The organism is Micromonospora sp. CPCC 206060, from assembly GCF_036906895.1.
Classification (GTDB): Bacteria; Actinomycetota; Actinomycetes; order Mycobacteriales; family Micromonosporaceae; genus Micromonospora.
The window spans coordinates 49,082-69,320 of the sequence record NZ_JBAKHU010000031.1; the positions used below are offsets into that span (position 1 = coordinate 49,082).

General features: G+C 68.6%; 14 protein-coding genes. All 14 read right to left on the reverse strand.

Translation table 11 applies throughout. The features are described from left to right. Positions 1 to 26 precede the first annotated feature (26 nt). The 14 genes from V6U90_RS19675 to ileS all read right to left on the reverse strand — a co-directional run bounded on the left by V6U90_RS19675 (position 27) and on the right by ileS (position 20,183). The gene (locus V6U90_RS19675; RefSeq protein ID WP_334438553.1) at positions 27 to 1,622 is read right to left on the reverse strand and encodes an FAD-dependent oxidoreductase; all 1,596 of its coding nucleotides are present in this window, start codon (positions 1,620 to 1,622) and stop codon (positions 27 to 29) included. 41 nt (positions 1,623 to 1,663) lie between these two features. Further along, complete coding sequence (locus tag V6U90_RS19680) at positions 1,664 to 2,713, reverse strand: LacI family DNA-binding transcriptional regulator (protein WP_334438499.1); 1,050 nt, start codon at positions 2,711 to 2,713, stop codon at positions 1,664 to 1,666. 234 nt (positions 2,714 to 2,947) lie between these two features. Further along, complete coding sequence (locus V6U90_RS19685) at positions 2,948 to 4,177, reverse strand: MFS transporter (protein WP_334438502.1); 1,230 nt, start codon at positions 4,175 to 4,177, stop codon at positions 2,948 to 2,950. Between the two features lie 61 nt (positions 4,178 to 4,238). After that, complete coding sequence (locus V6U90_RS19690; protein ID WP_334438506.1) at positions 4,239 to 5,441, reverse strand: ATP-grasp domain-containing protein; 1,203 nt, start codon at positions 5,439 to 5,441, stop codon at positions 4,239 to 4,241. A gap of 100 nt (positions 5,442 to 5,541) precedes the next feature. Continuing rightward, the gene (locus V6U90_RS19695; RefSeq protein WP_334438509.1) at positions 5,542 to 6,498 is read right to left on the reverse strand and encodes a cupin-like domain-containing protein; all 957 of its coding nucleotides are present in this window, start codon (positions 6,496 to 6,498) and stop codon (positions 5,542 to 5,544) included. Positions 6,499 to 6,514: 16 nt separating this feature from the next. After that, positions 6,515 to 7,228 carry an alpha/beta hydrolase gene (locus V6U90_RS19700; RefSeq protein ID WP_334438512.1) on the reverse strand — a complete coding sequence of 238 codons (714 nt, stop codon included), beginning with the start codon at positions 7,226 to 7,228 and terminating at the stop codon, positions 6,515 to 6,517. A gap of 29 nt (positions 7,229 to 7,257) precedes the next feature. Next, positions 7,258 to 7,863, reverse strand: a complete 606-nt coding sequence (locus V6U90_RS19705; protein ID WP_334438515.1) for a GNAT family N-acetyltransferase — start codon at positions 7,861 to 7,863, stop codon at positions 7,258 to 7,260. Between the two features lie 16 nt (positions 7,864 to 7,879). Continuing rightward, positions 7,880 to 9,490: an AMP-binding protein gene (locus tag V6U90_RS19710; RefSeq protein ID WP_334438518.1), complete on the reverse strand. Its 1,611-nt coding sequence runs from the start codon at positions 9,488 to 9,490 to the stop codon at positions 7,880 to 7,882. Continuing rightward, entirely contained in the window at positions 9,483 to 11,492 is a 2,010-nt protein-coding gene (locus tag V6U90_RS19715) for a class I tRNA ligase family protein (RefSeq protein ID WP_334438520.1), read from the reverse strand. The genes V6U90_RS19710 and V6U90_RS19715 overlap by 8 nt, the downstream gene beginning before the upstream one ends. Next, positions 11,489 to 12,553 carry an NAD(P)/FAD-dependent oxidoreductase gene (locus tag V6U90_RS19720; protein ID WP_334438523.1) on the reverse strand — a complete coding sequence of 355 codons (1,065 nt, stop codon included), beginning with the start codon at positions 12,551 to 12,553 and terminating at the stop codon, positions 11,489 to 11,491. The genes V6U90_RS19715 and V6U90_RS19720 overlap by 4 nt, the downstream gene beginning before the upstream one ends. Continuing rightward, a complete protein-coding gene (locus V6U90_RS19725) occupies positions 12,550 to 13,869 on the reverse strand; it encodes a lysine N(6)-hydroxylase/L-ornithine N(5)-oxygenase family protein (protein WP_334438525.1) in 1,320 nt (439 codons plus the stop codon). Before V6U90_RS19725 ends, V6U90_RS19720 begins: the two co-directional genes overlap by 4 nt. A 788-nt stretch (positions 13,870 to 14,657) precedes the next feature. Next, positions 14,658 to 15,809: a saccharopine dehydrogenase family protein gene (locus V6U90_RS19730; protein WP_334438527.1), complete on the reverse strand. Its 1,152-nt coding sequence runs from the start codon at positions 15,807 to 15,809 to the stop codon at positions 14,658 to 14,660. Then, a complete protein-coding gene (locus V6U90_RS19735; RefSeq protein ID WP_334438529.1) occupies positions 15,802 to 16,914 on the reverse strand; it encodes a saccharopine dehydrogenase in 1,113 nt (370 codons plus the stop codon). The genes V6U90_RS19730 and V6U90_RS19735 overlap by 8 nt, the downstream gene beginning before the upstream one ends. A 131-nt stretch (positions 16,915 to 17,045) precedes the next feature. After that, positions 17,046 to 20,183, reverse strand: a complete 3,138-nt coding sequence (gene ileS, locus V6U90_RS19740) for an isoleucine--tRNA ligase (protein WP_334438531.1) — start codon at positions 20,181 to 20,183, stop codon at positions 17,046 to 17,048. Positions 20,184 to 20,239 lie beyond the last annotated feature (56 nt).

Consider the following 20,239-nt stretch of genomic DNA (forward strand, 5'->3'; position numbering starts at 1 on the left):
CATCGGGGGATGGTGGAAGGTGTCGTTCAGTAACCAGCGATCTCCGGCCAGCGCAGTTCTACGCCGGCCGCCGTGCAGCGGTCCTGGAAGTCGGCCAGGAGTCGGGGGTCGTTCCGGACCGCCCGGGGCGAGGAGCCCCGGGCCAGGCAGAAGTCGGCGAGCAGGCCGGCGACCTCGCCGACGTTCCACTCGACGGGGTGCAGCCGGTAGCTGCCGTTGGTGATGTGTGTGGTGCCGATGTTCTTGCCGGCCGGCAGCAGGTTCTCCACCCGCTGCGGGATGAGCGCGCCGAGCGGGATCTCGAACGGGCAGGAGCCGACGTCGATATAGTTGTCCCCGCCGGTCGAAGGGTGCAGGTCTATGCGGTACATCCCCAACCCGATCGAGTCCGGGTAGTGCACGGCCCCGTGGTCCCCACGTACCGCTAGCGACAGGTCCTGCTCGGCCACGGTGTACTCGGCCCGGATCCGGCGCGACTCCCGGATGTACGGCGCCTGGGCGAGGCCGTCCGCACTGCCGGTGATGTCGCCACGTAGCCGCAGGCCGGGGAAGCCGGTGCCGCCGTCCGGCCGGGGCGCCTCGGTCTGCATCCAGTAGAGCACCGAGTACGACAGCTCCCGGGCCTGCGACAGGTGCCAGGATGCGTTCGGTACGTCGATGACCGGACCCTCGAAATAGTCGATCATCGGCCAGTTGACCAGGGTGATGTCGCTGGCGTACGCACCCTCGGTGAAGTTGCGCCGGGCGGCGATCCGGCGGAACGTCCAGAGGTTGCCGTCCCCCGGGTTGAGCCGCTGATCGGCGTTGACGGCCAGCGGATCGTCGTCCGGGTTCGGGGTGAAGCTGCGCTCGACGATCTCCAGGGTGCGCGGGTGCGGCGACCGCCAGGAGAGCAGCCGGTCACCCCAGAAGTCCGGCTTGTAGTCCCGCCAGAACTCGTAGTTCGCCGGCCGGTCGATGGTGTGGTCGCCGTCGACGTGGTCGAGGGCGAAGCAGACCGAGACGGCCTGCATGTTCAGCGGCTGGGCCTCGGCCGGGGCGCTCGGCTCACCGGTCTCGGACTGCGCCTCGAACCCGGTGACGTACTCGGTGCCGGTCAGCGGCAGCAGCTCACCGGTCTCGGTGGCGTCCAGGATGTACGGCGCGACGATGTCGATCCGGACATCCCGGTCGCGGTGCGCCACGGTCACCCCGACCACCCGGTCCCCGTCGGTCTCCGCCGCGACCGGCCGGTACGGCTGGAGCACGGTCAACCGGCCGGAGCCCCGGTACGGCGCCAGCATCTGCTCGATGACCGCGACGGCGACCCGCGGTTCGTGGCAGAGCCGGCTCACCCAGCCGGCGCCCGGGTTCAGGTCGGTCCAGTCCCGGGACCGTTCGGTCAGCGGGTAGTGCCGGCGGTAGAAGTCCCGGATCCCGTTGCGCAGGGCCCGGTAGCTCGCGGTGGCGCCGAACTGCTCGATCCAGGAGTGCTCGTCCGGGGGCACGGCCTGGCTGGTGAGCTGTCCGCCGAGCCAGTCGAACTCCTCAGTGAGGATGACGGACCGGCCGGACCGGGCGGCGGCGAGTGCCGCTGCCACCCCGCCCAGCCCGCCACCGACGACGAGGACGTCCGCACGCATCTGTGCCACTTGTTTCCTTCCAGGTTGCGGGGTCGTGCCGCTCAGCTGCGGTCGACCGCCGGATCGGGGGCGCCGAGGGTCTCGCCCTCGACCAGTACGCAGGGCAGGAGCCGTTGCGGGACGTCGTCCGCGCTGCCGTCGACGACGGTGGTGAGCACCTCGACCGCCTGCCGGCCCATCTCCTCGCGGGGGATGAGGAACCCGGTGAAGGTGAGGTCGCTGGGTACCGGGACGGTCGGGTCGCCGAGGGTCACGATGGACAGGTCACCGGGGACGGTCAGCCCGCGACGCCGGGCGGCCAGCTCCAGCGCCACCGCAATGCCGAAGTCCTCCACCAGGGCGACCGTGGTCCGGTCGGCACGTAGGTTGTCCAGGAGCAGGTCGGCGTCCTGCCCGGTGGTGGTGAACTGCCGGGCGCTTTCCGCGGTGCCGGCGTACCGGGCGAAGCCGACCTGCCGGTCGGTGGCGGACTCGGCGTCCAGCCCCATGCGCAGGTAGGCCAGTCGCCGGTGTCCCCGGGCCAGGGCGAACTCGACGAGCTGCCCGACGGCGGTGGCGTAGTCGGCGCCGACGTACGGCACCGGTCCGCCCGCGTCGTCCCGGCGCCCGACGGCGACGTACGGGAAGCCGTCCTCGTTGAGCCGGCGCAGCTCCGTACCGTCGATCTCCCGGCCGAGCAGGATGCACCCGTCGGCCAGCCGGAGCCGGTTGTCCTGGTGGAAGACCCTGCGCCGGCCGTCGACGACCGGCGCGCTGGTGAACAGCAGCAGGTCGCAGCCGACCCGTTCGGCGTACTCCTCGATGCCGAGCAGGAACGGGTGGAAGAAGTCCCGGCTGCCGCTGGGGAAGGCCGGCTCGTAGGTGAACACACCGATGATCCGGTTGAACCGGGAGACCAGCCGGCGGGCCACCGGATCGGCGACGTACCCGGTCTCGGTGATCGCCCGGAGCACCCGACGGCGGGTCTCCGGCGCGATCCGCACGTCCGCATCGGACCGGTTGTTGAGCACCAGCGAGACGGTCGCCTGACTGACGCCGGCCAGGCGCGCGATGTCACGTTGAGTAACTCGTCTCGGTGCCGGTGGGGTCACGAGAGGTCCTTTCCCGCGAGCTGCTAATACGTATCAGTCGGAGCGGTTGGAGGGAGCCTGGCGGTTGCACCCGGGTGTTGTCAAGGTTTCGGGCGAGAAAAATCCCGCCACTAATACGAATTAGCAGCGGGGGACCGGCGGAACGAAGGGTGGGCCGCCGTTTGTGGGGGGATTGGTGTCGGAGTTGGCGGATCGTGGTTGACGCAGAGTGAGGTGGCCTGTTCGGGTGGCCGGTCAGTCACCCACCCGGACCCTGCCGGGTGCGGCGTGCACCAGGCCGGTGCTGGACCTGCGCAGCCCCTGGGTCAGGAGCGTGAAGAGCAGAGCCACCACGGCCGTACCGAGCCAGAACTGGTGCCCGAAGCCGTGATCGGTCAGCCAGCGGTGGGCGGCGATGCCCGCTCCACCGCCCAGCGCCTCGCCAAGCGCGGTACTGATGGCGAAGACGCTGTACCCGACGGCGCGGTTGCCGTGGCCGATCAGCCCGAGGAAGTGCACGTCCGCACTGGGCACGAACATCATCTCGGCGATCGTGAAGACGACGACGAACACGACCGCGCCCAGGTATCCGGGGATCAGATAGACCATCATGAAAGAGACCACGAACAGGGCGTATGCCCGGACCACGGTGAGGAGTTCCTGGCCGCTGGTCCAGCGCTGGGCGAGATGCGTCACCGAAAGTTGCAGGAAGACCACCATCAGTGCGTTCAGTGCGTAGAGCCAGCCCAGCCGGCCCGGCGAGTCGAGCGTCTTGGAGACGTGGACCGCGAGCACGTTGAACAACTGGCCGTAGAGGAACCAGTAGAAGAAGTTGATGATCAGAAAGGACCGCACCCCGGGCAGCCGGAGGATGGTCAGAAAGACCCTGGGCGAGGCGGCTGGACCCTTCCGGTCCGCCAGTTCCAGGATGGCGCGTCGGGAGAACGTCACGATTCCGGCCAGGCAGTACACGGCGGCCACCGCCCACAGGACGGAACCCTGCTGTTCCCGCTCGATGAACATGAGCGCAACCGGCGCCGCGACCGCCGCCGCCGTGTTCACCGCGATGCTCACCAGCGAGAACAGCCGGGCCCGATTACCGGTCCGGTCGCTGGCGGCGGCGGCCAACTGCTTGCTCGCCAGGGCGTTGATCGAGATGCCCACCCCGGCGAACGCCAGCGAGAAGATGGTGAGCGGCATCCCGGTGGCGAACTGTAGGCAGACGAAGCCCGACGCGGCCATGAGACAGCCGAGCAGTACCGAGTTCGCGGCCGGGATCCGCTCCAGCCAGGGCGCCAGCGGAATGTTGGCGACCTTGTTCGTCAGGGTGAAGACCATCACCAGCAGCGCCACCTGCGGGCCGGTGAAGGAAGCCGCGGTGAGCGTGACCACGAGGGTGGCGACCAGGCCGTAGTAGCCCAGATAGGTCAGCAGATAGTGCGAGATGACATAGCCGGTGGTCCTGGCCGACGTAGCTGTGCTCATGGCTTCCTCAGCGCTTGGTCGGATGTGCGCCGGGTGAGCGTGACCCGACGTGCCGGACGGTCTAGCGGGCGATCGGTTCCCAGGTGACGGCCACCAGGTCGCGGGCTGCTTCGGCATTGGTGACCGCGTCCGCGGTCGTGGCGCCGGTGCAGAGCACGTAGCCCTGGCGGGACGTCGACGAGGCCAGATCGCCGTACTCCTGCCCGGCCGCCAGGGAGCATTCCAACCGGACCACCCCACGGGCCTGCGCCGCCGCCGCGAGATTGTCGACCGCGAGGATGCGCACGTTCTCGTACGAAAAGAAGCGGATCGCCGCGGCCTGCGCGACCGGTACGCGTTCCGGTGCCGGCAGACCCACCATGGCCGCGATGGCCTCGGACATCAGGTCGACGCCGCTGACCATCTCGCACAGCTCCCACACCTGGTCGCCACCGATCCGGGTCTGCGACTCGATGATCCGGGGGCCGGACGGGGTGAGGCGGACCTCGGTGTGCGTCGGCCCGGTCTTCTGCCGGACGAGTTCCAGCAACCGGATCACCAGTTCCTCGATCCGGGCACGATCCGGGTCGGTCAGCCGGGCGGGGACCTGGTGGCCGAGTTCGACGAACCGGGGCAGTTCGGTGGTGACCTTCTCGGTGATCATCACGATCTCGTGCTTGCCGTCGATCGAGATCGCCTCGACGCTGTACTCCGGCCCGCTCAGGAACTCCTCGACCAGCACCGGGCCGCTGGTGGCGGCGCGGGTCCAGGCCCAGCGCTGGGCGAGCTCGTGCTCCGACTCGACGATGAAGACGCCCTCGCTGAGGCCCCCGTCGCAGGGCTTCAACACGACGGGTGCGCCGTTCAGTTCGGTGAGGAAGGCGCGGGCCTCCTCGACATCACCGCACGTGCGGTGCCGCACCGGGCTCAGCCCGTGGCGGTCGAGCAGGTCCCGCGTCTTCCGCTTGTCGCGGGTCAGGACGACCGCTTCGACGTTGTCGCCCGGTATCCCGAGCTCGGCGGCGCACCGCGCCGCCGGGTACAGGCCGTACTCGGTGAACGAGATGACCGCGTCGAACGGATCGATGCCGTGCCACGCCCGCGCTATGGCCGACACCTCGTCGATCTTCCGATAGTCGATCACGGCGTAGCGCACCGCGCCACTGAGGTCGCGCTCCCGTACCAGCTCCGGGATCTGCACCATGGAGTAGCGCAACCCGAGGCTGTCCACCTTGTCCAGGGGAAAGCTCGGCCCGCCGACCACCAGAACGTGCTGCGATGTCATGGAACCTGTCCTCATATCCGACGGTGGAGGCCGCCCGGACCCCGATCGGTTGACGGGGTCCCGGCGGCCGGTTGGTACGACACCTGACGTGGGCCCGAGATCAGGGGCGCAGCCTGGCTAGATCGATGTTCATCCGGTTGGCCCACACCCGGTTCCGGGTCATCACGACATCGACCAGCTCGGGGTGGCTCTGCTTCACCTCGTCGTAGTTCAGTGCCAGCGCCAGCAGCTCGGCCATCCGCTGGTGCATGTGCATCTGGAGATTGGCCTCGTCCAGACACTTCCTGCCCAGCCCGATCGAGTCGGTCAGCAGCTCGATGCGGTGGAACCACATGGCCGGGAGGAAGAGCACGTCGCCGGGCTTCAGCACGGACTGCATGAGCTGGGTGTCCGGCGATTCGCACAGTGCTGCGAGGTCCGGCTCACCACGGTCGTCGCTGTGTAGCACCGCCTTCGGACCCATGACATGCCAACGCTTCTCGCCGACGATCTGCGCGTGCATGACATCCACCATGTACGAGTCCTGGTGCAGTCGGGTGATGCCACCCTGCTGGCCGAGCCAGAGCTGATGGTTGGTGGATGCCGAATCGCCGTACAGATTGCGGCGGAAGTCGTACTGGGCGATATCGAGTTCCGGCATGTCCCGGGCCAGCTCCGGACAACTCGTCTTGTAGTACCACTCCTGGAGGTACACCGGCGAACGGTTTGCCGCCCGCCCCGCCGTCAGTATCTCCACGAACTCGGCCAGGCTTGCCTCACGGGCCGCCTTGCTGTTGTAGCTGTCAATTATCACCCGAACCGATCCGCAGCGTTCGGCGAGGTGATCGAAGGACCAGGTCCGGACCGCCGGCCAGTCGGCGGCGTAACCTTCCAGGACCACCGGCCGGTTCTGCCTGCGGTACTCCTGCCTGAACTGCTCCGGGGTGATGTCGCTGCGCCGTTCGACGCTCGGTGCCGCTTTCGCGGCTTCGGCGAGCGGCCCGCTGTGAAAGCCCTGCTCGACGAGTGTGAGACTGGCCAGGTCGTGCCGACGCAGGATGTTCTCCTCGTGTGCCATTTCGGGTTCCTTCCCCTCAGCGGCTCTCGGGCTTCGAATTGACCACATGCAGGATTGCTGCCAGTACCGTGGTCCTGAGTTCTTCGTCATCCGGTAGTCGCCGATGGACGAAGTGATCGTAGCAGTCGAGCCACAAAACCTTTGTGGAGCGGGCATGGCGCGCGTGTTCGAGGTAGCCCTCGGTGATTTGCCGGGGGGCCACCGTGTCGTTTTCCGCAGCGATGATCAGCAGGTCCCCGGTGAAGTTCCGGAGTCCGGCATAGGCCGGTGAATGGGAGTAGTTTCCGGGACGGGAGAGACTGCCGTCGAAACGTAGATCGTCGGCGTGTTCCGGATATGCCGCCGGACAGAACAGGATCAGCGCCCGAGGTCGGACCTCCGGTGCGGTCCAGGCGGCCAGGTGGGCGCCCATGCTCGTGCCGATGATTACGGGTGGCTCATCCGTGCCCAGTTGCGCGACCGCGGCGAGGGTCTCATCCCGCCGTCGGCGCAGGGAGGACTCCTCCATCACCCCGGTACTGTCGCCGTTGCCGGAGAACTCGAACGTCATGGACCCGTGTCCGTCCATGGCCAGCGGCTCCAACAGGTACCGGATGGTGTGCCGGCTCGCCGTGTTGCCGAGGCCGTGCAGGTGGAGCACGGTCGGCTCGCTGCGGTCCGGGGGATAGATCTTCGTCGCCGCCAGTCGCTGCTCGTGCACGGTGAAGACGAAATCCTCGGTTTCCAACACTCCAGCTCTCTCTGCTTGTCGGCGGGCGGTCAGCGTGCGGGCTCCGCCGTCAGGGCAGCGAACCGTTCCCGCCGCACAGCCGGCCATTCGTCCCGCAGGATGCTGTAGTAGACGACGTCGCGGCGCCGTCCGCCCGGCATGTAGTTGAAGCTCCTCAGTACGCCCTCCTCCTGCGCCCCGATCCCGGCCAGACCGGCCCGCGCGGCGACGTTGAGCACGTCGGTCTTGAACTCCACACGTTCGCAACCGAGGACGTCGAAGGCGTGGTCGAGCAGGGCGAGCTTGGTGGCCCGGTTGAGGCCGGTCCGCCGGGCCGCCGGAGCCACCCATGACCAGCCGATCTCCAGCCGTCGCTCCGACTCGGAAATGTTGCCGTACGCGGTGCTGCCGGCGATCCGACCGGTTTCGCGGTCGACGATCGCGAAGACGATCCGGCTGCCGCTGAGCGTGTCGTGGACTGCGGTTTCGATGAACTGATCCAGGTCTGCGGGCGTCGCGATCCGGCTCACGAAGTAACGCCAGATGTCCTCGTGGTACGCGATCTGCCCGAACTCCGCCAGGTCCCCGATCCGGACGCGGCGGAGCACGACCCGGTCATTGGTCAGGGTCAGGTCCTTCAGGGCGTTCCAGCTCACTTCTCGCTCCAATGCTTCACTGGCCTGCGGCCTTTCCGGCGTTCATCACAAACGGATTCGCCGCCTGCGGGTCGACCCGGTATCCGTCTATCTGCTGGTAGATCCTGTCAAGCTCCGCGGCATACCGGCGGTAGATGTCTCCACGCATCGGCTTGAACTGCGCGTTGAGCAGGCCGTTGTCGGGTGAGAACTGCTCGTCGGCCACCACCAGGGCATGGATACGTTGCTCGTTACGCAGTTCCACGTTGAGCTTTCCGAGGTGCTGGCCCAGGGACCGGGCATCCAGATCCGGGGAGGCCGGCGAGATGACCGCGGTCAGGAACGGTCTGGCGTTGCCGTAGAGCACGCAGTCGTGCACGTCGGAATGCTCGCGGATCCTCTCCTCGACCAGCGTGAGCAGCACGTTGTACCCGGTGCTCAACGTGACCATGTCGTCGACCCGGCCCTGCACGTAGAGGAAGCCGTCCTCGTCGACATAGCCGATGTCGTACGTCTTCACCTCGCCGGTCGGCAGGTAGGTCCGTTCGTTCGCACCCGGGGCGCACCAGGTGTAGCGGCAGTTGACCGGCTCCCTGCTACCGACGATCAGAACGCCGTCCCGGTCGAACCGGATCCTCTTGTTCGGTAGCACCCGGCCCACGCTGCCGATGCGGAAAGCGCCCGGATGGTTCTTCGACACGATGCAGGTCTCGTTCAGCCCGTAACCCTCGTAGAGTGGCACCCCACCGTCGTTGAAGAACTCCAGGACCGCCCGGCTCGCGGCGGCCGAGCCGGTCCACAGGTACCGGACCGCTCCACCGAGCTGGGCCTGGATGGCATCCCGTCGACCGTCGGCGTCGACGGGCAGCGCCGTCGCTTCGAGCCGCGACTTGAGCTGTTCGTAGAAGCCCGGCACGCCCATCACCACGGTCGGTGACAATGCCTGGGCCATGTCGAGTACGTGGTCCAGGTCCGCCAGGATGACGTCGTGCCCGTTCGTCAGCGCGGAGTACGTCCAGTACCGCTGCTGGAGGAAGAAGACCGGGATGAAGACCAGGAGCCGGTCGCCGTCCCGGTGGTCGAACATCCGCTGCACCTCGGTCAGCGAACTGTTGATGCTCGCCACCGTCGCTTCGATGCCCTTCGGGACGCCGGTGCTGCCGGAGGTCTGCTTGATCGCGCAGATGTCGGCCGGGTCGTACCCGGCGTGCAGCGGGAGTTCGGCCGCCCCGGCCGGACCGTGCTCCGTCCAGGCCCGGACCGCCGTGATGTCGTACACCGCGCCCCGCTGCGCGGCACCCTCCACGAAGAGGAACGCGAGGCTGTACTTGTCGACCAGTTCCGCCGGCTCGAACCGGTTGGGTTCCAGCCCGACGGTGACGCCGCCGAGCTTCAGTACGGCGATGTCGATCAGCATCCACTCGATCCGGTTCCCGGACATGACCCCGACCCGGTCCCGGGGCCGGACCCCGAATGCGTGCAGGTGCTGGGCGAGGTTGGTCGCCTGCCGGTCGAACTCGGCCAGGGTCAGTGAGCTGATCTGGCCGTCCTGGCGGAAGAAGATCCGGTGCCGGGTGTCCTCGCACCGGTTCAGGCTGATCGTGTTGAGCACATTCTGGAGCGGCGGCGACGAAACGTGGTCAGGCATTGGTGAGGTCATGTCCGGTCCGTACTCCTCGGTCGGCCGTGAAGAAGATCGTGTCGGCAAGGTCGATACGGGTCCCCGCCGGCAGCAGTTCGACCGTGCGCGGCCAGGTCGCGATCTCCGGCAACCCCAGGCAGCCGGCAAGCCGCGCGGCGAACCGTGGCATCACCGGCACCGCGCACGCGGCGACGAGTCGGGCGGCGGCCAGCTCCAGCGCGACCGTGGTCCGTCGCTCGTCGTGCCACCGCTCGTCGTCCTGGAGCGCGTACGCCGAGCCGGTGAAGCGCGTGACGTCGGTGACGATGCCGGTCAGCTCGGCTGCCGCCTGGTTCAGCGAGAACCCGTCCTGGCCGAGGCTGCCGGTGATCGCCGTGAGCCGGGTGTGCAGACGGTCGAGGAAGGCGGTGTGCTCGGGCCGCCACACACCGGCATCGGGCGTGACATTCCCGTACCACTTCCGTACCCGGCCACCCAGTTCGGTCAACCAGCGCTGCCACGAGCCGATCAGGGTGTCCCGCAGGACCGCCTCGTACGCCGAGGGTTCGAAGTTCGTACGGCGCCCCTCCGGCCGGGTACTGGCGAGGAAATAGCGCACCGCGTCCACGCTGTCCGGGCCGAGGATGTCCCGGCCCCAGATGGCGTGCCTCCGGCTGGTCGAGAACTTCTCCTTGCTGAGCAGGTAGAACTCGTTGACGTGGTAGTCGATGTCAGGGCGCCAGCGCGGGAAGGCCAACCCGTACAGCACCGGGTAGAGAAGTGAGTGGTAGAAGCTGTTGTCGTAGCCGAAGAAGTGCACGATCTTCCAGTCCTGCTCCGGCGCGTCGGCCTGCCAGTGCCGGCCGAGCCGGCGACCCAGCAGCTCGATGCCGTGCAGGAAGCCGTAGGCCATCTCCGGCCAGACCCAGATCACCTGCCCGGGTGCACCCGGCTCGTCCGGCGTCACACCCCACCCGGAGGGATGGGTGACCGGCAGGTCGAGACGTCCACGGTGGAACACCCTGGCGGCCAGTTCACGCAGCCGGACCGGCACCCGACCGGTCCGGTGGTGGTCGGCGACCTGCGCCCCGAACTCGTGCAACGGCAGGCAGAACCGGGTGATCCGGCCCGGGCGGGCGGGTGCACCGGAACGGCTTGCCCGAGGGTCGGTGAGGTCGGCGCAGGTGTTCGGCTCGCCGCACTCCTCGCAGATGTTGCCCGAGGTCTCCCCGCCGCACCCCGGGCACCCGCCGGACACCGAGACCTCGTACAGGTATGCGCCTGTCTCGTCGTCGAACACCGCCCCGGTCTCCTGCGGGCGGACCGAACCCGACGCGACCAGCCGGGAGAAGAACCTCCGCAGGCCCGGTGCATACCCCTCGTCGTCGTTGGTGACCGTGTACTGGTCGGGCGTGATGTCCATCAGGTGGAGCGTGGCGCGGATCGCGGCGGAGAAGTGTGCCGCGGTCTCCGCCGGTTCCGTCCCGTCCCGCCTGGCCCGCTCGACGACGTAACTCTGGTAGTCGTCGCTGCCGGTGAGGTGCCAGGCGTCGGTGCCGTTCATGCGCTGGAACCGGACGAAGGCGTCAGCGCCCAGGTACGGCCCGGAGAGGTGCCCGAGGTGCAGGTCGCCGTTCGGGGTCGGGGGGGTGGAGAACACGAAGACCGGCCGCTGCCCGAACCGCTGGCGTACCGCGCCTGCGGCTTCCACCGCCCTGAGTGGATCCCGCCAGTACAGGTCGAAGAAGACGAGGTCGTCCGGGCCGGTGTTCTCGATGACATGCGTCTCGAAGGGCTCGACCACGACAACCGACCCCGGCCCGACCGGCGTCCGCTCCCCGTCGACCAGGAGGTCCCCCGAGCCGCTGACGATGACGAAGACCTCGGTCTCGTCGTGCTGGTGCGGATCACTGCGGCCACCCGGGGCGACCCTTCCCCAACCCGATCCCGGCCCGGGGCCGTCGATCGAACTCATCTCGATGCCGAAGGCGGCGGACAGTTCGCTACGACTGAAACGACTCACGATCACGCGCAGATCCTTTGTCCGGGTTGGCTGGGGAGAAGCTGCGCCACCTCCGTGGCGATGGCGGGAGCCAGCCGGTAGCCGGAGCCGTTCGCGGCGCCCGCGAAGACGACCCGACCGCTGTCGCCGAGCAGGCGCACGATTGGTTCGCGGCTGGGGCTGTAGGCATCGCAGAAGACCCGACCCGCCGTGGCGAGATCCGCCAGCACCGGCGAGTAGGCACCCAGGCAGTCGTGTGCCTCGGCCAGGTTGGCACGGGACAACCCGCTGGTGAGCGCGTCGGGCTCGACGTCCCACTCCTGGCAGGTGTAGCTGAACAACCAGTGGTCGCGGTGGACGAGCGGCAACAGGAAGGCGTCCTCGTCCTCGAAGACCACCGCCCCGTCGTCCCTGGTCACCCGGTGGTCGACATGCAGGGCCACCACCTTCTTGACCCGCGACCGGAGCGGACGGGTCAGTTCCCGCCAGGCTGGCGAGTGCAGCCATGGCCCGGGTGCCAGCACCACGGCCCCAGTGCTCACCGATTCACCGGTACGCAGTCGGAGCAGTACCTCGGTCGCGGCCGGTTCGATCGCGGTGACCTCGATGCCCTCACGGAAACGGACGGCTGGCCGCAGCTCCCGGGCCAGGGCGGCGGTCAGTGCGGCCACGTCGGCGTAGTGGCAGCCGTCCCCGGCCCAGACCGTCGTGTTCTCCGGCGGGGTGACCAGATCGCCCGGCACGCCGTCGACCCGACGAAGCTTGGCCCGGTCGAGATAGCGTCGGCGCAGGGATCCGTCGTCGGAGTCGGCGATGAGCACCGACATGGCCAGCGGGTGGATCGGCAGCGTCGGGTCATCGGCGCGCAGCCTGGTGTAGTAGTCCTGACTCTCGGCGGCCATCTCCCGTACCCGCGCGGTCCCCCCACGGGGGAAGTGGAGTCCTGCCGAGCGTCTGCTGGCGCCGTTCCCGGCCGCGTCCCGGTCGATGACCATGACGGAAAGCCCTGGGCTGACCGAGTTCAGCTTCCGGGCGACGAGGCATCCGATGATCCCCGCGCCGACGATGACGACATCTGCATCACTCATGCCGACCTGGCCTCCATCGCTTCGCCGGGGCCGAGCTTGGCTGTCCAGTCGATGAAGGACGGCAACTGCTCGTCGCTGCGTACCCCGCGTAGCCGGTCGACGACCCGCTGACTGCGCCAGGCAATGAGGCTGAGGTTGCGGTCGGCGAGGCCGCGTTGCTCCTGCGCGGCGTTGTGCACGAAGATGTTGCGATCAGCGGGCCCGTCCCACTGGACGGCGAAGCTCTCATCGATCTTGAGCTTGTCGCCCTCGCGGCTGAGCCGGTGCGCGATCGGGTCGAGGAAGTTCATCTCGGCGGCACGGAACCCGGTCGCCCAGATGACCACATCGGCATCGATGTGTCCGGTAACGCCAGGGTGGTTGCTGTTGGCGACCCTGACCACCCATGCCGCCCCGTTGCCCCGTTGGACATCGGTCACCTCGCAGTTCGGGTGGAGCGCGACCAGATCCTCGGCGTCCTCGACGAACCGGTGCAGATAGATGCGCTGATAGATCTCGCGCAGCGTCGCCTCGGAGATGCCGTCACTGGTCAACACCTGTCGGAGGTTGAACTCCCGCCGTTTGGCCGGGTCGAGCCGGAAGAAGTAGTCGGAGTAGCTCGGCATGTAGAAGTCGTTGGTGAAGGGCGAGTCGTCGATCGGGAGGAAGTTGACCCGTCGGGTGACCCAGGACACGCGCCGGGGCCGGTTGGGCTCGGGCCGGCTGATCAGATTCAGGAAGGCTTCCGCCCCGGACTGTCCGCCCCCGATGACGCAGACCCGCCTGCCGCCCAGCTCCCGGGCCCTGGTCGTGATCTCGCTGACGTGGTACTGCTGGTCGCCGAGCAGGTCCGCCGCCATCGGTGGTGTCCAGGGCCGGTTGCCCACACCGACCGAGATGTTGTCCGCGGTCACCGTCCGGTGCCCCGTCCGGACGACGAAGGTCCCGTCGAAATCCACCGACAGCACCTCCTCGCCGAAGACGATGTTGCTGTTCTGTTCCGCCACCCACTCCAGGTAGTTGCGGAACTCCTGCCGTGGGACCGCGTCGAAACGGGCGTTGAGGAAGTGGTAGATCCTGCCTTGCGCGTGCAGGTAGGAGACGAAGGAGAACCTGTTCGTCGGATCGGCCAGACTGACCAGATCCTTGAACATGGACACCTGCAGGGTGGTGTCGGGCAGTTGCTGCCCGTCGTGCCACGTGAAGGTGGGCTTCCGGTCGAGGAAGAGGTTCGACACCTCCTGGTGGCCGTGCAGGAGCGACGCGAGACTGAGGTTGGCCGGTCCCGCGCCGATGCCCACGACGCTGTAGTGCGAACGCGCATCACTTTTCGGCACGGCTCAACCTCCCGTCTCTTTCGATACGCGCAACGGGGAGTTCGAGGGTGTCAGATCCACAATTTTCTCCCGATTAGCAGTCGCTGTGCTTCCAACGGGAATAGTGCTGTCGTACTGGCTTTCGTCCGGGCACCTGGAACGTGCCTCGATCGGATTTCCGGTGCGGGTGCACGGTGCGGTCGCGCATCTCTCGGGACGGCCGGGTGTCGAACGGGCCGGTGCGATCCGTTCTCCGGTGGCGAGCTTGTCCCGGCGTCACCGACACCCTGATGGGCGAACTCAGCCGCCGGGACCGGCACAACTGCCCGTCCCGAAAATGGCAGGTTTCCGCGCCGCAGATGTCGGAGCGTTGATGGTCAGAGTTGAGGTGTGGAAGGCGTCGCGGACCGGTGGGATGTCGTCACCTGACTGGTGTGACCCCGAAGATCAGAACAGGCCCGGTAGGTCGAATGCGGACCAGGTGGCCCGGTGAGTCGTCCTGGCGCCCACGCTAACTCTCTTCACGTCCCGTGTCCCCCGATTTTTGTTGGCGATGATCCAGATGTTGCTCGAATGATGTCGCCGGGATCGACCCTACTAAAGTGATCAAGGTGCGTCAATAAGGTGCAGATAGGCGACAAAATGATTGTCGGGTCACCGCTGATCAATTCGCCTGATCATTTCGCCTGATCAATTGTGCTGATCATTTCGTGGTGGGCCGGATCCGACCAGCGACATCGGATCCGGCCACCACGGCATCGCCGCCGGTACGGGACGTGGCCAGGGCGGCGGGAGCGCGGTCCGGTCGGTCAGGAGATCTCTTCGAGCCGGCAGGGAATACCCTCACCGGTCAGGAACGCCAGCCACCGCCGTGCGCCCTCGGCGCTCTGCGCAGCCTGTCGGAGGCCGGCCGGGGTCCGCCCGGCCATGATCTCGGTAACGCCGAAAGCCAGCGGAAGCGAGACGCATCGGGCCATCGCGCTCTCGGACGCCGTACCCGTCATGTCGAGCAGGTACCTGCCGGACCACGCGGCGCCGTGATCGGCGTGCACGGTGAGCCCCACGACGAGCACCACCCGGTCCCGGTCGTTCTCGGTGGTGGGATGGCGGGCAGCGAGGTCCTCGGCCAGAGCGGCGATACGTCTGTCGTCACCGGTACGCAGCACCGCGAAGACATCCGCCCACGCCTGCTGCCACCCGTCGAGGCGTAGCGTGCCCCGGACGAAGGTCCGGACCCGCCAGGACGGCGGGAAGGCGTACTGCTGGATGTAGGGGATGCTGTCCCGGTTCGGGTAGACCTCGAACGCCTCGCCATCCAGGCCGAACGGCCGGGTGGCCTCCCACGGCCGGTCGGCGACCTGCGGTACGCCGTCGGCGATGAACCGGCTCGGTGCGCGCAGCGCGTTCAGCACCCCGTGTGGCGCCCAGCTGAACCGGTACCGGAACTCGTTGGCCGTCGCCGGGACACCGCCGCAGTACGAGACGAACTCCGCCGTACCCGCACCCTCACCCAGGACGGCACGTGCCCGTTCCACCAGCAGATCCGCGAAGAGATGGTCGATGCCCGGGTCGAGACCGGCCTCGGTCAGCACGGCCACCCCGACCCGCTGCGCGGCCGGTACCGCCGCCAGGATGTCCGCAGAGACGTAACTGCTACAGGCGAAGTGCGCCCGCCGCTCGATGCACAGCCGCAACAGGTCGGCGTGCTCACCCGCAGGCAGCATCGACACGAGAACATCACCGGCCCCCAACTCGTCGGCGAGGACCGACGGGTCATACGTCCGTACCTCGGCCCGGCCGGCCAGACCGAGCTGGGCCAGGCGCTTCCCCGCCCGCTCGGTGCTGCGCGCCCAGACCAGGACGCGGCGCGCCCGGTCGCAGAGCACCCGCAGTCCGCTGCCGGTGGAGAGACCCGCGCCGATCCAGTGCACGGTGCCGCTCGCCGCGATCGCCTCAGACATCGCTCAGCTCCCCGGTCGGGCAGTGGGCCGCACTGGCCCGCCGGAACTCGTCCCCACAGCGCTGCCACGGCAGCGCGCCGGCCCCGACCGGTGCCGGTGCCGGTGCGAGGGACAGCAGGTGCGGGGTCAGTTCCGCCGAGAACGTGGTGCTCGCCTCGACGGGCAGCAGCGACGGCAGGTTGTCGATGGCGATCAGGTCCAACGGCCGGCCCACATCGTCCAGCCGTCGAACCGGCTGCGCCCAGTCGGTGACGCGGTCGTAGATCGGCAGCACGTTTCCGGTCGATCCGGCGTCGCAGGTGACGTCCGCGACCACCGTCAGCCGGCGGGTCGGCTGCCGCAGCATCTCCCTGGTCACGAAGGGCGGCGTCGGCTCGGTGACCAGGACCGCGTTGACCAGGATGTCGTGTTCCAGCAGTGCGGCGCTGTCCAACGACCGGGTCTCGGCGACGTCCCAGCAGGTCGGCTCGATACCGGCGACCCGCAACGCGTCGGCCGCACCCCGGCCACACCGGCCGAGCGCCCCGATGACCAGCACCCGGGGTGGCGTACCGGGGAGCCGTTCCCGCAGCAGGTCGTCCAGTGCCGGTCGTGACATGGGCCGCAGCGGCGCGACGAGCCGACCACGGTGGTGCAGGACCGCGAGCGCGGCACCGACATAACCGGCCCAGTAGCCGAACGCGGCGAGTCGGCGACCGTTGTCGTCGACCAGATACTCGAGATCCAGCAGGACGCCGCCACCCGTGGTGAAACGGCGCAGCAGCTCCGGCGCGCCCGGCTGCTGCTTGTAGGCGTGGCCGAAGAACACATGCCGGTGCCGCAGCGCGGCCGGCTCGTCGGGGAGCTCCTTGAGGCCGACGACGTACTGCCCGTCCGGGGCATCCACCCAGCTCCCCGCCGGAGCGACGGCACAGCCGGCGTCGATGAAGTCCGAGATCGGAAAAGCCCGCTGGGGGGACTCCTCCACGGTGACCGCGACGCCCTGATCCACCAGGCGGGCGGCGTCCGCCGGCACAATCGGCGACCGCAGCTCGGTCGGCCGTACCTCGTGCCGGACGACGATGCTGATACCTGACCGGAGGCTGAACCGCTCACCTTCACGCATCCGGTAAGCGTAGGCAGGGAATAACCTTCCGTCACTACCCTGACCGCTGCGCCTAGCGGGAGCGGGTGCGGATCACGGCACCGACCTCAGCGTGCCGGGGGCGTTGGCCGAGTACCAACGCCCCCGGTCCGTCACCGTTCGGCGCGCCTGATCCAGAGCCGCAGGCCGATCTCCTCGTCGGTGTGCGCCAGGTCCGCCGGGGACAGCTCGTCCTCCACCAGACTGACCGCCAGCACCGCCTCGGCGATCTCCGTCCGACCCTCGCGGATCGCCTCGGCCAGCTCGCCGTCGGCCCGCAGACCCAGCTCGATCCGGTCAGTGATGTTGAGGTCGGCCTGCTTACGGGCGTCCTGCACCAGCCGGATCGCCTCCCGCACCAGGCCGGCCCGGCGCAGCTCCGGGGTGATCGTGGTGTCCAGTGCGATGGTCACCTCGCGCTGGGTGGAGACCGCCCAGCCGGTACGCGGCGTCTGGTTGACCAGGATGTCGTCCTCGCCGATCGCCACCGGCTCCCCGTCGACCAGTACCGTCGTGGTGCCGCCGCCGCTGACCGCCTTCGCCAGCTCGGCCGGGTCGGCCGCCCGCAGCGCTGCCGCGACGTGCTGGGTACGCGAGCCGAACCGCTTGCCGAGCTGCCGGAAGTCCGGCTTGACGGTCACGTCGATGACGGTGTCGGACGTGTGCAGCGGTGCCACCTCACGGATGTTCAGCTCGTCCCGCAGGTAGGCCAGCAACTCCTCCGACGGGGTCTGCTGCTCCGGCACCGCGATCAGCGCCCGCGCGAGCGGCTGCCGGACCCGCAGGCCACTGGCCTTCCGCGCGGCCCGGCCCGCCTCGACCAGGCTGCGTACGGTCGCCATCTCCGTCCGCAGCCCCTCGTCGAGCCGGCTGGCGTCCTGGGTCGGCCAGGCCGCCAGGTGCACCGACTCGGGGCCCTCGGGGGCCGCCGGCCGGACCGCGACCTGCCAGGCCTGCTCGGCGATGAACGGCACGAACGGCGCCAGCAGCCGGGTCAGTACCTCGATGGTCTCGTGCAGGGTGGCCAGCGCCGCCGGGTCGCCCTGCCAGAACCGGGTCCGGGACAGCCGGACGTACCAGTTCGACAGGTCGTCGACGAAGCTGCTGATCGCCCGGCCGGCCCCGGTGGTGTCGAAGTCCTCCAGCGCCGCGTCGACCACGCCGACCAGGCGGTGCAGCTCGGCGAGGAGCCACCGGTCCAGCGGGGTCCGCTCGACCGTGGCGGCGGGCTGCGGCGCCCAGTCGTTGGCCTCGGCGTACAGGGTGAAGAAGGAGACGGTGTTCCAGTAGGTGAGCAGGAACCGGCGGACGATCTCGTCGATCGCGCTGTCCCCGACCCGGCGCGGCGACCAGGGCGAACCCGAGCAGAGCATGAACCAGCGCAGCGCGTCGGCACCGTGCCGGTCCATCAGCGGGATCGGCTCGATGATGTTGCCCAGGTGCTTGCTCATCTTGCGGCCGTCCTCGGCCATGATGTGACCCAGGCAGAGCACGCTCTCGTACGGCGACCGGTCGAAGGCGAGGGTGCCGACCGCCATCAGGGTGTAGAACCAGCCCCGGGTCTGGTCGATCGCCTCGGCGATGAACTGCGCCGGGTACGCCTGGGCGAACTCCTCCTCGCTGCCCGTGACGTGCGGATAGCCGAGCTGGGCGAACGGCATGGAACCCGAGTCGAACCAGGCGTCGATGACCTCCGGTACCCGGACCGCGGTGGCGCTGCACTGCGGGCAGTCGAAGGTGACGTCGTCGATGTACGGGCGGTGCGGGTCCAGCCCGGTGAGGTCACGACCGGCCAGCGTCCCCAGCTCGGCGCGGGATCCGACGACGGTCAGGTGGGCGTTCGGGCAGCGCCACAGCGGCAGCGGGGTACCCCAGTACCGGTTCCGGGACAACGCCCAGTCGACGTTGTTCTTCAGCCAGTCACCGAACCGACCGTGCTTGATGTGCTCGGGGTGCCAGTCGGTGCGCTCGTTCTCCCGGAGCAGTTCCTCCCGGATCTGCGTGGTGCGGACGTACCAGGAGAGCTGGGCGTAGTACATCAGCGGCGTGTGGCAGCGCCAGCAGTGCGGGTAGCTGTGCTCGTACCGCAGGGCGCGCAGCAGCAGGCCCCGCCGCTCCAGCTCCTTGACCAGGATCGGGTCGGCGTCCTTGAAGAACTGGCCGCCCACCATCGGCACGTCGGCGGCGAAGTGGCCGTCCGGGCGGACCGGGTTGACCACCGGCAGGCCGTACCGCCGGCAGGTGGCGAGGTCGTCGGCGCCGAACGCGGGCGCCTGGTGCACCAGGCCGGTGCCGTCCTCGGTGGTCACGTAGTCGGCGAGCAGGACGTGGTGCGCGTCCGGGATGGCGACGAAGTCGAAGGGGCGCTGGTAGTGCAGGCCCTCCAGGTCCCGGCCGGGCAGGCTGGCCAGGATCTCGGCGCCCTCGCCGAGCGCCGCACCGACCAGCGGCTCGGCGACCACGAAGGTGCCCTCGGCGGTCCGGGCCACCACGTAGGTGACGTCCGGGTGGACCGCCACGGCGGTGTTCGAGACCAGCGTCCACGGGGTGGTGGTCCAGATCAGCAGATCGACGCCGGTGATCCCGGCGACCTCACCGACCACGGGTAGCCGGACGTACACCGACGGGTCGGTGACCGTCTCGTACCCCTGGGCGACCTCGTGGTCGGACAGGCCGGTGCCGCAGCGCGGGCAGTACGGCGCGACCCGGTAGTCCTCGACCAGCAGTCCCCGGTCGAAGATCCGCTTGAGCGCCCACCAGACGCTCTCCACGTACTCCGGGGTCATCGTCCAGTACGGGGCGGACATGTCGACCCAGTAGCCGACCCGCTCGGTCATCGCCTCGAATTCGCCGATGTACCGCTTCACCGACTGGCGGCAGCGTTCGTTGAATTCCGCGATACCGATCTGTTCGATGTCCTGCTTGCCGGAGATGCCGAGTTCCTTCTCCACCGCGATCTCGACCGGCAGGCCGTGGCAGTCCCAACCGGCCCGGCGCGGGACGTGGTAGCCCTTCATCGTCCGGTAGCGGGGGAAGATGTCCTTGAACACCCGCGCCTCGACGTGGTGCACGCCCGGGCGGCCGTTGGCGGTGGGCGGGCCCTCGTAGAAGACCCAGCGCGGCCCGTCGGCGGTCTGCGCCAGGCTGCGCTGGAAAATGTCCCGCTCCCGCCAGAAGGCCAGCACCTCGTGATCGACCTTCGGCAGATCGATCCGGGCGGGCACGGCGTTGAACGGCGATGCCTCGGACACCCTGCTGCTCCTTACGAATGGGGCATGACGACGGATGAACACGAACCGTCATCGAT